The 12,026-nt window shown below is 60.0% G+C and carries 14 protein-coding genes; 5 read left to right on the top strand and 9 right to left on the bottom strand.

Annotation, left to right across the window (positions count from 1 at the left end; all coding sequences use genetic code 11):
- Positions 1–48 precede the first annotated feature (48 nt).
- Positions 49–807: a 5-oxoprolinase subunit PxpA gene (locus tag OQ460_RS06385; protein ID WP_410021018.1), complete on the bottom strand. Its 759-nt coding sequence runs from the start codon at positions 805–807 to the stop codon at positions 49–51.
- A 121-nt stretch (positions 808–928) separates the two neighbouring features.
- Here OQ460_RS06385 and OQ460_RS06380 point away from each other — a divergent pair, with 121 nt between their 5' ends.
- Positions 929–1,846 carry a LysR family transcriptional regulator gene (locus OQ460_RS06380; protein WP_410021017.1) on the top strand — a complete coding sequence of 306 codons (918 nt, stop codon included), beginning with the start codon at positions 929–931 and terminating at the stop codon, positions 1,844–1,846.
- Here the strand turns inward: OQ460_RS06380 and OQ460_RS06375 are convergent.
- Entirely contained in the window at positions 1,843–2,739 is an 897-nt protein-coding gene (locus OQ460_RS06375) for a LysR family transcriptional regulator (RefSeq protein ID WP_410021016.1), read from the bottom strand. The two genes, OQ460_RS06380 and OQ460_RS06375, sit on opposite strands and share 4 nt — an antisense overlap.
- A gap of 124 nt (positions 2,740–2,863) precedes the next feature.
- Here OQ460_RS06375 and OQ460_RS06370 point away from each other — a divergent pair, with 124 nt between their 5' ends.
- A complete protein-coding gene (locus OQ460_RS06370; RefSeq protein WP_410021015.1) occupies positions 2,864–3,622 on the top strand; it encodes an SDR family NAD(P)-dependent oxidoreductase in 759 nt (252 codons plus the stop codon).
- A gap of 5 nt (positions 3,623–3,627) precedes the next feature.
- Here OQ460_RS06370 and OQ460_RS06365 read toward each other — a convergent pair whose 3' ends face one another.
- Positions 3,628–4,068 carry a multidrug/biocide efflux PACE transporter gene (locus OQ460_RS06365; protein WP_410021014.1) on the bottom strand — a complete coding sequence of 147 codons (441 nt, stop codon included), beginning with the start codon at positions 4,066–4,068 and terminating at the stop codon, positions 3,628–3,630.
- A gap of 90 nt (positions 4,069–4,158) precedes the next feature.
- Here OQ460_RS06365 and OQ460_RS06360 point away from each other — a divergent pair, with 90 nt between their 5' ends.
- Complete coding sequence (locus tag OQ460_RS06360) at positions 4,159–5,013, top strand: LysR family transcriptional regulator (RefSeq protein ID WP_410021939.1); 855 nt, start codon at positions 4,159–4,161, stop codon at positions 5,011–5,013.
- Between the two features lie 8 nt (positions 5,014–5,021).
- Here the strand turns inward: OQ460_RS06360 and OQ460_RS06355 are convergent, their stop codons facing one another.
- The 3 genes from OQ460_RS06355 to OQ460_RS06345 form a co-directional block, all read right to left on the bottom strand.
- Positions 5,022–6,254, bottom strand: a complete 1,233-nt coding sequence (locus tag OQ460_RS06355) for an RNA polymerase sigma factor (protein ID WP_410021013.1) — start codon at positions 6,252–6,254, stop codon at positions 5,022–5,024.
- An 80-nt stretch (positions 6,255–6,334) separates the two neighbouring features.
- Positions 6,335–6,688 (bottom strand): YciI family protein, encoded by a 354-nt coding sequence (locus OQ460_RS06350; RefSeq protein WP_410021012.1) that lies wholly within the window; start codon positions 6,686–6,688, stop codon positions 6,335–6,337.
- A 42-nt stretch (positions 6,689–6,730) separates the two neighbouring features.
- Complete coding sequence (locus tag OQ460_RS06345) at positions 6,731–7,162, bottom strand: YybH family protein (RefSeq protein ID WP_410021011.1); 432 nt, start codon at positions 7,160–7,162, stop codon at positions 6,731–6,733.
- A gap of 148 nt (positions 7,163–7,310) precedes the next feature.
- Between OQ460_RS06345 and OQ460_RS06340 the strand changes: the two genes are divergently transcribed.
- The gene (locus OQ460_RS06340) at positions 7,311–7,799 is read left to right on the top strand and encodes a GNAT family N-acetyltransferase (protein WP_410021010.1); all 489 of its coding nucleotides are present in this window, start codon (positions 7,311–7,313) and stop codon (positions 7,797–7,799) included.
- A gap of 118 nt (positions 7,800–7,917) precedes the next feature.
- On the opposite strand, the gene OQ460_RS06335 is transcribed toward OQ460_RS06340, so the two are convergent.
- A complete protein-coding gene (locus tag OQ460_RS06335) occupies positions 7,918–8,403 on the bottom strand; it encodes a GyrI-like domain-containing protein (RefSeq protein WP_410021009.1) in 486 nt (161 codons plus the stop codon).
- 200 nt (positions 8,404–8,603) lie between these two features.
- Between OQ460_RS06335 and alaC the strand changes: the two genes are divergently transcribed.
- A complete protein-coding gene (gene alaC / locus OQ460_RS06330; RefSeq protein ID WP_410021008.1) occupies positions 8,604–9,815 on the top strand; it encodes an alanine transaminase in 1,212 nt (403 codons plus the stop codon).
- Between the two features lie 118 nt (positions 9,816–9,933).
- Here alaC and OQ460_RS06325 read toward each other — a convergent pair whose 3' ends face one another.
- Together OQ460_RS06325 and OQ460_RS06320 are read right to left on the bottom strand one after the other, a co-directional pair.
- Positions 9,934–11,286: a GntP family permease gene (locus tag OQ460_RS06325; protein ID WP_410021007.1), complete on the bottom strand. Its 1,353-nt coding sequence runs from the start codon at positions 11,284–11,286 to the stop codon at positions 9,934–9,936.
- A gap of 84 nt (positions 11,287–11,370) precedes the next feature.
- Positions 11,371–11,904: a gluconokinase gene (locus OQ460_RS06320; RefSeq protein WP_410021006.1), complete on the bottom strand. Its 534-nt coding sequence runs from the start codon at positions 11,902–11,904 to the stop codon at positions 11,371–11,373.
- Positions 11,905–12,026 lie beyond the last annotated feature (122 nt).

Below are 12,026 nucleotides of genomic sequence, written 5' to 3'. Positions count from 1 at the left end.
AAGGCAGGCAAATTTGATTCTGGTCCGGTGTCTGGGCACCGGTAACGTTCAGCGCGGGGCGCGCACGACAATCCCCGCCTGATCCAGCGCGTTACGGGTGGCCTCCACCAGGTCGAGTGCGCCAGGGGTATCGCTGTGCAGGCAGATGGAATCGAATTCGATCGCCAGGTCTTCGCCTTCGACAGTGCGCACCACCCCGGCCTGGCAGGCACGCAAGACCCGCGCCGCCACCTTTGCTGGATCCAGGGGGCGGACATTGCGGGTAAACACGATGGAGCCTGAAAGGTCGTACTCACGGTCGGCATAAAACTCGCGCATCACCGGTTGTCCCAACTCCCTGGCAATCCGCCAGATCACAGAATTGGGCATGCAGTACAACAACAGGCCAGGCTCCAGGCGTTGCAGGTTTTCCACCAGCAGGCGTGCCGCTTCTTCGTCGCGGGCCAGGTGCATGTACAAGGCGCCATGGGGCTTGATGTGTTGCAGGCTTACACCTTGCGCCCGGGCAAGTTCGCGCAGTGCCCCCAGTTGATAGAGCATGTCGTCGACCAGCTCCTGGGCTGGCGCGTTGATGTGCCGGCGACCAAACCCCACCAGGTCGCGAAAGCCCGGGTGGGCGCCAATGGCCACGCCCAACTGCCTGGCGCGCTCGATGGTGCGGCGCATGGTGCCCGGGTCGCCTGCATGGAAGCCGGTGGCAACGTTGGCCGAGCTGATATGGGCCATCAGTTCGTTGTCCACGCCATCGCCGATGGTCCAGGGGCCGAAGCTTTCGCCCATATCCGAGTTGAAATCGACTGTGTGCATCAAGGCTGCTCCGCAAAAGATCGTGCCATGGAAAGTAGGCTGCAGCTTGACCCCTTGGGAAGATTTATTATCAGATGGTTCATCTTCTGAAAATCAGATAACTGTCCAGTGGAACGCCTCCATGTCCCTTACCTTGCGCCAGGTCCGCTACTTTATCGCCACCGCCGAAATCGGCCAGATTTCCCAGGCGGCGATCCACCTGAACATTTCCCAGTCGGCAGTGACCACCGCAATCAAGGAGCTGGAAGCCATGCTCGGGGTCCGGCTATTTGTGCGCTCGGCCCAGGGCATGAGCCTGACCGATGCCGGCCGGCACTTTCTCAACCGTGCCTATGTGATCGCGCGCAGCGTCGAGGACGCGCTGAACAGCCCCCTGCCGGACTACCGCGCCAGCGGTGTGTTGCGCGTCGCGGCCAGTTACACCGTGCTGGGTTACTTTCTGCCGCACCACCTGCAGCGCATGGAACACTGGCACCCAGACGTGACCATCGAAGTCTTCGAGCAGGAGCGCCAGGCCATCGAGCACGGACTGCTGGACGGTCAGTTCGATATGGCCGTGGTGCTGACCGCCAACCTCACCCATCCGGATATTTTCTCGCAGACCCTCTTCAATTCCGAACGCCGCCTGTGGCTGCCCAGCCACCATCCGTTGTGCGAGCACAGCTCGGTCAGCCTGGCCGATGTGGCCAGTGAGCCCTATATCATGCTGACCGTAGATGAAGCCGAACACAGTGCCCGACGCTATTGGCAACAGGCCGGGCAGACGCCCAATGTGCGTTTGCGCACCAGTTCGGTGGAAGCGGTACGCAGTATGGTGGCCAATGGTAGCGGTGTGGCGATTCTCTCGGATCTGGTCCACCGCCCGTGGTCGCTGGAAGGCAAGCGCATTGAAACCGTAAGCGTGACCGACCACGTGACGCCCATGAGCGTCGGCCTGGCCTGGCACCGCGAACGGGCGTTCACCCCGGCCATGCAGGCCTTTCGCGACTATTTCCACGATGCCTTCCTCGCCCCGCAGCAACTGAGCGCGCGACGCTAAAGCAGAGCCTTGAAGGTAGCCGCCAGCCAATCCATAAACACCCGCACCCGCAACGGCAGGTGCCGCTGGCTGGCATACAGCATCGACACATCCAACGAAGGTGCGGGATAGTCCTGGAGAATCGCCACCAACTCGCCACGCGCAAGCAACTCGCGGATCCCCAACCCAGGCACCTGGACAATCCCCAACCCTGCCAGGCAGGCCGACTGATAGGCATCGGTGCTGTTGACCGTTATTCGCCCGGCCATCGCGACACGCTGCACCTTGTTGCCCTGCATGTATTCGAAACCCGGCGAGCGCGCGCCCAGCGGCCGTACGTAATGCACCAATTGATGCTCGGCCAGATCGGCCAGGGTCTTGGGTTCGCCGTAACGTTGCAGGTAGCCAGGGCTGACGCAGTTGATCATCGGCATGCTGCACAACAGCCGCGCCACCACGGACTGATCCGGCTGCGCGCCCACCCGCAACACGCAATCAAAACCCTCAGCCAACAGGTCGACCTGGCGGTCGGAACCGCTGAGTTCCAGTTCGATCAACGGATGTCTATCCATGAATTCCGGCAGGCGCGGCACGATTTGCTCCCGGGCCACGGCATTGGGCATATCGATTCGGATCCGGCCGGTCAGTTGTGCCTCATCCTGGCGAAACAGCCCCTCCAGCTCCTCCATGTGCGACAGCAAATCCTTGCTGCGCTCGTACAGCACCCGCCCGTCCTGGGTCGCCTGGACTTTACGCGTGGTGCGCTGCAGCAGCCGCGTGCCCAACAATTCTTCCAAGGCCTGCACATGCTCGGACACCGTAGAGCGTGGCAACCCCAGGCGCTCGCCCGCCTGGGTAAAACTCGATAGCTCGGTGACGCGTACGAAGGTCAGCAGCAGATCCAGTTTGTTCATGGGGGTATCCGTTGATTGTTCGGCTTATCCGGCCAGTGAATCTGTAAAACCACTGTTTATCACGTGTACGGCGGACAAATACACTCAATCCCACTGACTACCTGTTCGCCAAGAGGACTAGACCATGACCCGTAAAATCGCATTGATCACCGGCGCCAGCCGCGGCCTGGGCAAAAGCGCTGCCTTGCACCTGGCAGCACAAGGCATCGACATCATCGGCACCTACCACAGCAAGGCCGCCGAGGCCCAGGCTGTGGTTGCGCTGATCGAGCAACTCGGTGGCCGTGCCGCCATGCTGCAGCTGGATGTCAGCCAGAGCACAACGTTCGACGGATTTGTCAGCGAAATAGGCCATACGCTCAAGTCGGTTTTCGCACGGGAGCATTTTAACTTTCTGATCAATAACGCAGGGGTCGGCACCCATGCCAGCTTCATTGAAACAACTGAAGAGCAGTTCGACCAAATGGTCGCGATCCACCTCAAGGGTCCGTTCTTCCTGACACAGAAGCTGTTGCCTCTGATTGCCGACGGCGGCCGGATCATTAATATTTCCAGCGGCCTGGCGCGCTTCAGCCTGCCAGGCTATGCCGCCTATGCATCAATGAAAGGCGCGGTGGAAGTGCTGACCCGCTATCAGGCCAAGGAACTCGGTGCACGGGGTATCAGTGTCAACACACTGGCCCCCGGCGCCATTGAAACCGACTTCGGTGGCGGCAGCGTGCGTGACAATGCCGACATCAACGTGTATGTCGCCAGCAACACCGCCCTGGGCCGGGTCGGTTTGCCGGACGACATTGGTGGCGCGATTTCCACGCTGTTGGCTGACGGCAGCCGGTGGATCAACGGTCAGCGTATAGAGGCCTCAGGTGGAATGTTCATCTGACGCCGTCACACTTGTTCAGGTACACGCTGCTGCAGGAACTTCTCCCGCAGCACGTCGTACCCCCAGTGATACACATAGGTGTACGGCAGAAAAAACAGCAGCACGCCAATATCCAGAATGAACGCCTGCATCAGGCTGATTTTCAGCCACGCGGCGATCAGCGGCACACACACGATGATCAACCCGCCTTCGAACAACAGCGCATGCAGCACCCGTGTCCAGACACCATTGGCCAGTTGCAGGCGCGCCTTGAGACGGTCGAACAAGCCGTTGAAAATGATATTCCAGGTCAACGCCATAAGGCTGATGGCCAGGGTGACCATGCCCATCTCCAGGGCCGGCTTTTCCATGATCCAGGCCAGCAGCGGAGTGCAGATCATCAAGGCCAGGGCCTCGAAGCCAACGGCTTGGAAAACGCGTTCGGTGATGGACTTGGTAGTGTTCATGAGCGGTGCTCTGTGAATGTCGAGGGTTGCCATCTTCACCTGCCACATCGATACTTCATAACCATTAACCATCGATCAAGGCGATAGATGATGGCATCCCATGAAGTATTACAGGCGTTTGTCCAAGCAGCGACCCAAGGCTCGTTTTCCGCCGCGGCACGCAAGTTGGGCAAGAGCCAGTCCACCGTCAGTGCTGCGGTAGCGGCCCTGGAGATCGATCTGGATGTGCTGCTGTTTGACCGCAGCAGCCGCAAACCTACCCTGACCCCGGCCGGCCACGTTCTGCTGCAGCGGGCCGAGCAGGTACTGGAGGCCGACAGCCGACTGGCGTTGGCCGCGAGCCAGTTGGCCCAAGGGCTGGAGCCCAAGCTCAGTATCGCCATGTCGGATACATACCAATCGGCCCGCTTTGATACGGTACTCAGCACTTTCGAGCAGCGCTACCCGGACATGGAACTGGAATGGTTGATCGCCGAGTGCGAAGACTTGATCGCCCTGGTCCAAAGCGGTCGGGCACAGATTGCCTTTATCGAGGCACAGGAGGTCTACCCGCCCGACCTGACCCGCGCCACCGTCGAAGAGCGTGCAGAACTCGCCTTGTTCGTTTCCCCCCGACATGCCCTGTCCAGCCTTGCTGGCATTGATCAACAAACCCTGCAACAACACCGTGAACTGCGCCTGGCGAGCGTCATCAACCCCAATGAAAACCGGCCGAACGGACGGGTCTGGTCGGCTCCCAGCTTCGTGATGCTGATGGAAATGGCCATCCTCGGTTTCGGTTGGGCCGCCCTGCCCCGCTGGCTGGTGGAACGCTTTGCGAATGGCCAACTGGTGGAACTGAAGGCACGCGGCTGGCCACGCTCGGTGGCCGTGGATGCGCTGTGGTCACGGCAACATCCGCCAGGGCCGGCGGGGAGTTGGTTTCTGGAAAAAATGCTGGAGTGAGTGCCTGGCTAGCGCAGGGACGCCAGACGCCTTTCGATAAAGCGTCGCTCCGGAGCTTGTCGGGTCAGCGCCAAGGCCTTTTCATACGCCTGCCGCGCCTCTTTCACTCGCCCTAATTGGCGGCAAAACTCTCCCTGCGCCGAATGCGCCAAGTGGTAGTCCAATAGCTCTCCGCGCGCCAGAATCCTTTCCACCTGCTGCAGTCCGGCCAACGGCCCGTCGCGCATGGCCAGTGCTGCCGCCCGATTGAGCTCGATCACCGGCGACGGCACGACCCTGAGCAGCACGTCGTAAAGCCCGACAATCTGTGGCCAATCCGTTTCAGCCGCGCTGGGCGCTTCGGCGTGTACCGCGGCAATTGCCGCCTGCAAACAATAAGGTCCGAAACGTCGGGTCTTCAGGGCGCGCTCGACCAACGTGCAGCCTTCAGCCATCAACGACGCATCCCACAAGGAGCGGTCTTGCTCGTCCAACACCACCAGTTCGCCGCCTTGCGACATGCGCGCCGGGCGGCGGGACTCATGGAGCAGCATCAATGCCAACAGGCCCATGACTTCCGGCTCTGGCAGCAACTCCAGGAGCAGGCGCCCCAACCGAATGGCTTCGCGAGTCAAGTCATCGCGGGTCAGATCGTCACCGGTGGAAGCCGAGTAACCTTCGTTGAATACCAGGTAAATCACGCGTAATACACTGTCCAGGCGCTCGGGCAACTCTCCCAGGGACGGCACCTGATAGGGAATCTTCGCCTCACGGATCTTGCCCTTGGCCCGCACAATGCGCTGGGCAATAGTCGCGGGCGTGGCAAGAAACGCCCGGGCGATTTCCTCTGTGGTGAGGTCACAGATCTCACGCAGGGTCAGTGGCACCTGTGCGTCCTGCGCCAGCGCCGGATGGCAGCAGGTAAAGATCAGGCGCAGACGGTCGTCTTGCACGTCTTCAGTACTCCAGTCAGCCTCTTCCAGTGCTTCGGCCTGGGCCAGCAACAGCGTCTGCGACGCGGCAAAACGCGCCTGGCGGCGCAGGCGATCGATGGCCTTGAAGCGCCCGGTAGAGACCAGCCATGCCCGGGGATTGTCCGGCACCCCGTCCTGCTGCCAACGCTCGACTGCGACGAAGAACGCCTCATGCAAGGCTTCTTCGGCGAGGTCGAAATCGCCGAGCAGGCGAATCAGGGTGGCGAGGATGCGCCGTGATTCGTGGCGATAGATCGCCTCGACCTTGGCCTGGACGCCCTCGGTCACCTACCGCTCCAGCACATGGCGCTGAAGCGGCAGCCGGTTGGTAATTGGCTACACATCGGTAAACCTCCTGGCGTGCATGCTTAGGTCGAGGAAAGGTCCAACTCACGCACCGGACGTACCTCCACGCTGCCGACCCGGGCGGCCGGAATACCACTGGCTATCTGCAGCGCTTCGTTGAGGTCCTTGGCATCAATCAGATAGAACCCGGCAAGTTGCTCCTTGGTTTCGGCAAACGGTCCGTCGGTGATCGATAACTTGCCGTTGCGCACGCGCACCGTGGTGGCGGTCGACACCGACTCCAGCGCCTCGGCCGCAAGCATCCGGCCGCTGCCCTGGATGGCTTCGGCGTAGGCGTGGCACTCCGTGTCCTCAGGGCTATCGGGCTGGCTGTGCAACTGGCTTTCGTCGCTGTAGACCAGGCATAAGTACTTCATGATGTTCTCCGTTTTCGGACTACTGACTATAGTTCGCGACGCTCAAGGTTTCAGGTCGAACAGCCCGGCGCCGGTTTCCATATCAAAAGGCGTGGACCAGTGCTCATGCACTACCTTCCATTGGCCGTCGATACGCTGGTAACCAGCGGTAACGCGCATCCAGCACGACTTCACCACACCATCCGGCCCGGCACCGCCACAGTGGGCCAGCCAGTGAGCGAAGGCACTGTCGGCACCCGGTACGATGTTCATTTGGTGGAACTCGAAAATGCCAGGTCCAGGGCAGAACTCCATACACGCTTTCCAGTGCGCCTGGTAAGCATCCCGGCCCTTGAACTGCAAGGCATTAACTGCATCGAACGCGACAATTTCATCGGCGTAGAAGCTGACGATTCTGTCGACATCCTTAGCCATAACGGCCTGCTTCCAGTTTTCAATCAACGTGCTGATTTCGCTGTTCACTTGGGTATTCATGGCAATGCTCCTTTCAGGGATAAATCACACAAGACACCCTTAGTCGACTGACCGCCCCGCCAATCGACAGGCGTGTGAAAAAAAGTTGCGATGAAAGCAAAACCGCTAGAATTTGCATCCTTGCTGTAGGAATCAGGACATCTATTCGATGCAAACGCGCCTCACGCCCTATGAAACCCTGACTGCCACGCAGCAGCAGCAACTCAGCACCCTCCAAGTCCATCCCGAACAACTGCCCTATTGCGGGGATATCTATTGCGCGCTGAACACCTTGCTGGTCAACCCCAGCCCCGGCATCAAGGGTTTTGCGCTGCTCGCCGATGAGGTCCCCGTCGCCTTCCTGCTGCTCAAACGCCCACCGTGCCTGCCCCACTGGGCCGACGAACACAGCGCCACCCTGCACGCCCTGCAAGTCGATCGCAGCCGGCAAGGCCAAGGGTTCGGCAAAGCCTGTCTGCAGGCACTGCCCGCTGCTGTGCGCGCGGTATGGCCGCAGGTCACGGCGCTGCAATTGTCGGTGGACAGCGACAACGAGGCGGCGATGAGCCTGTATCTGCGCCTGGGATGGGTGGACAGCGGGGAAGCGTATAAGGGGCGAATTGGCTATGAGCGGCGGCTGGCGCTAACGCTCGGATGACACTCGCTTGAGGTCGTCCTCAAAGGTGAAGACGACGATTGTCGACAAGCGCCAAACGTTGCCCAGGCTATCCAAAAACCAGCACAGGATTACCAACGCAGCTTTGGCGGATGACCGTTTATCCAGCCTTGGCCTCGACAGGCAGCCAGATTTCCACCGACCCGGTGCCTTTTCTGCCATCGAAATCCGCGCTGTAGCGCTCGAAGTCAGCGCCCGCGACCTTGTAGCCCGAGGTCGGCAACCACTCGAACATGATTCGCTCATAGGTCTGCGCCAGCGCCTGCACGGGGCCGTAATGAGGAAATACTGCGTACTGGCGAACCGGTATTTCAATCGACGTGAAGTTGCTCGGCACATCGTTCTTGGCAGGCACTTCGACCCCGGCCATGTAATCGAACTCATCGTGGCTGGCGTTGTAGCAAACGCCATAGGTCACGCCGCCAACGCGCTTTTTGAGGTCTTCGATATGGGAGTCGAAAAGCTCCCACAACTTGGGGATGTCGCCGACCGTGGCCTTTGCATAACGACCGGAAACACCGGCGATCACCATCGCCTTGCCCGCTTCCAGGCGCGGCTCCAGCGCTAGCTTTGTTTGTTGATCCATCTGCACATTCTCCATCGGTGAAGGGAACAAAACCGTACCGAGTATAGGGTCATATCCCACCTTTGCTTCAAGCGCTAAAAAATATCCGCCGCGTCATCTGGACAACTGGCCATCACCCGCCGTATCGTCCGTCCCGCAGGCCACCGCAGTGGCCGACGTCGCTCGGACGGTTCCGGGCGCTTACGTACTCCGAGGCAACAATGGCAGACCAAGGTTCGCCGCGCCGCTTTGCGCGCATAGATCGACTCCCCCCCTACGTTTTCAACATCACAGCCGAGCTGAAGATGGCTGCCCGTCGTCGTGGCGAAGACATCATCGACCTGAGCATGGGCAACCCTGACGGCCCGACGCCACCGCATATCGTGGAAAAACTGGTGACCGTCGCACAGCGCGAAGATACCCACGGTTACTCCACCTCCAGAGGCATTCCGCGTCTGCGTCGGGCGATCTCGCGCTGGTACAAGGATCGCTATGAGGTAGACATCGACCCTGAGGCCGAGGCTATTGTCACCATCGGTTCCAAGGAAGGCCTGGCGCATTTGATGCTGGCCACCCTCGACCAGGGCGACACGGTGCTGGTGCCCAACCCCAGTTACCCGATTCACATTTACGGTGCCGTGATTGCCGGCGCCCAGGTGCGGTCGGTGCCGCTGGTGCCTGGCGTGGATTTCTTCGCCGAACTGGAACAGGCCATTCGCGGCTCGATCCCCAAGCCGAAGATGATGATCCTCGGTTTTCCCTCCAACCCTACTGCGCAGTGCGTGGAACTGGATTTCTTCGAACGGGTGATCGCCCTGGCCAAACAGTACGACGTGTTGGTGGTCCACGACCTGGCTTACGCCGACATTGTCTATGACGGCTGGAAAGCCCCTTCGATCATGCAGGTGCCCGGCGCGAAAGATATCGCCGTGGAGTTTTTTACCCTGTCCAAAAGCTACAACATGGCGGGTTGGCGCATTGGCTTTATGGTCGGCAATCCGGAACTGGTCAACGCCCTGGCCCGGATCAAGAGCTACCATGACTACGGCACCTTCACACCGCTGCAAGTGGCAGCGATTGCGGCACTGGAAGGTGACCAGCAATGCGTGAAGGATATTGCCGAGCAGTATCGCCAACGGCGCAATGTGCTGGTCAAGGGCCTGCATGAACTGGGCTGGATGGTGGAAAATCCCAAGGCGTCGATGTACGTCTGGGCGAAGATTCCCCAGGCTTACGCGGCGATGGGTTCGCTGGAGTTTGCCAAGAAGCTGTTGCTGGAGGCCAAGGTGTGTGTGTCGCCAGGCATCGGCTTTGGCGAGTATGGCGATGATCATGTGCGCTTTGCGCTGATCGAAAACCAGGACCGGATTCGCCAGGCAGTACGGGGGATTCGCGGGATGTTCCGGGCGGATGGCCTGGTCACTAAAGCCTGACCCGACCCACCTGCCGAAACACAGTCAATGCAGGAGCTGGCTTGCCTGCGATGGATTCAACTCGGTGTATCAGTCATACCGAGGCGATGCTATCGCAGGCAAGCCGGCTCCCACAGGTTTAGACCACCAACGACAGCAACATGATGAAGCCCAGCGCCACGATGGACAGAATGGTCTCCATCGCGGTCCAGGTCTTGAACGTCTCGGCCACGGTCATGTTGAAGTACTGCTTCACCAGCCAGAACCCCGCATCGTTGACGTGAGACAGGATCAACGAACCCGCGCCTGTGGCCAGCACCAGCAACTCCAGGTTTACCCCCGGCACCATCCCGACCACAGGCACCACGATGCCCGCTCCCGTGATGGTCGCCACCGTCGCCGAACCCGTGGCGATACGAATCACCGCCGCCACCAGCCAGGCCAGCAGGATCGGATTGATCTGCGCGGTCACGGCCATATGGCCGATCACATCACCCACGCCGCTGGTCACCAGCATCTGCTTGAAGCCGCCACCGGCACCAATGATCAGGATGATTGCCGCAGTCGGCGCCAGGCTGGCGTCGAGCAGCTTGAGGATCTGCTTGGAGTGGATGCCCTGGCGATGACCAAAGGTGTACAGCGACAACAGCAACGCCAGCAGCAAGGCGCTGATGGGGTGGCCGATCATGTCCATCCAATTGCGCACTACGTTGCCTTCGGCAAACGCGATGTCGGCAAAGGTTTTGAGCAGCATCAGGAACACCGGCAGCAGCACGGTGACCAGGGTAATGCTGAAGCTGGGCAACGACTTGCTATCGGTCTCGCGGGCCAGTTGATCGACCAGCTCCTGGGACGGATTGCCCGGGATGTATTTGGCGATAAACGTACCGAAGATCGGGCCAGCAATGATGGCCGTCGGCAGTGCGACGATCAGGCCGTACAGGATGGTTTTACCGATGTCCGCGCCAAACACGCCAATCGCCAACAGCGGGCCCGGATGCGGTGGCACCAGGCCATGAACCGCCGACAGGCCGGCGAGCAGCGGGATACCGATCTTGATCAGCGACACGCCAGTGCGCCGGGCCACGATGAACACCAGCGGGATCAGCAGTACAAAGCCGATCTCGAAGAACAGCGGAATACCGACCAGGAACGCGGCGAACATCATCGCCCACTGCACTTTGTCCTTGCCGAAGGCGCGGATCAGCGTCTGGGCGATCTGATCGGCCCCACCGGATTCGGCCATCATCTTGCCTAGCATCGTCCCCAGCGCCAGGATAATCCCGACAAAACCGAGTACCCCGCCAAAACCGTCTTGGAAGGCCTTGATGATCTTGTCCACGGGCATGCCCGAGGTCAGGCCGAGAAAGCCTGCGGCAATGATCAGCGCAATGAACGGGTGAACCTTGAACCGGGTGATCAACACGATCAGCCCGATGATGGTGACCACTGCATCAAGCAGCAGGTAAGACTCGTGTGACATGCCAAACATGGGGATTTCTCCTGTTTGTTGTTGTTATTAAAGCCAGTGTTGAAATTTATGCCTGCAGACAGCGCTATCCTGCCCGGCAAAAAATTATATGGTTGGTTCAAAGCCGTGCTGACACCACCATGCTGCGGTTTGCTGCGCCAACGCTTCGACGCTGTCTTCACTGGCATTGAGCGCCAGGGTCAACGGCTCGCCCACCGGCGATTCAAGCGTGGCGAACTGACTGTCGATCAGGCTGGCCGGCATGAAATGGCCGGGACGATGGGAGACACGATCCGCCGCCACTTCACGACTCAGTTCCAGAAAGACAAAACCCAGGCCCGGAGCGGCTTCGCGCAGGTGGTCACGGTATTTTTTCTTCAACGCCGAGCAGGTGAGTACCGGGTGCTCGCCAGCCTTGAGCGAGCGGCGCAGCTCATCGCACAGGATGTCGAGCCAACCGGCGCGATCGTCGTCGTTGAGGGGATGGCCAGCGCTCATCTTTTCGATGTTGGCGGCAGGATGAAAGCTATCGCCTTCGATGGCAGTGGCGCCGTTCAACTGGCACAGGGCCTCGCTGACGCTGGTCTTGCCACAGCCGGCAACACCCATGATGACCAGGGCAGTAACAGGTTGACTCATGAAACACCTCAGGACGCAGACAGCGCTACCTTTGTCAGTCTGAAGACTATCCAAAGACAGGCTTTTCCCGCGCCTTGTTGTCATTTTTATGGAGTGACGCGTGCATCCTTTCCACCGATCAA

The sequence above is a fragment of the Pseudomonas imrae genome (genome assembly GCF_046352735.2).
GTDB lineage: Bacteria > Pseudomonadota > Gammaproteobacteria > Pseudomonadales > Pseudomonadaceae > Aquipseudomonas > Aquipseudomonas imrae.
The sequence above is the reverse complement of the archived record's forward strand: the minus strand, read 5'-3'. Positions and strand labels throughout refer to the sequence as shown.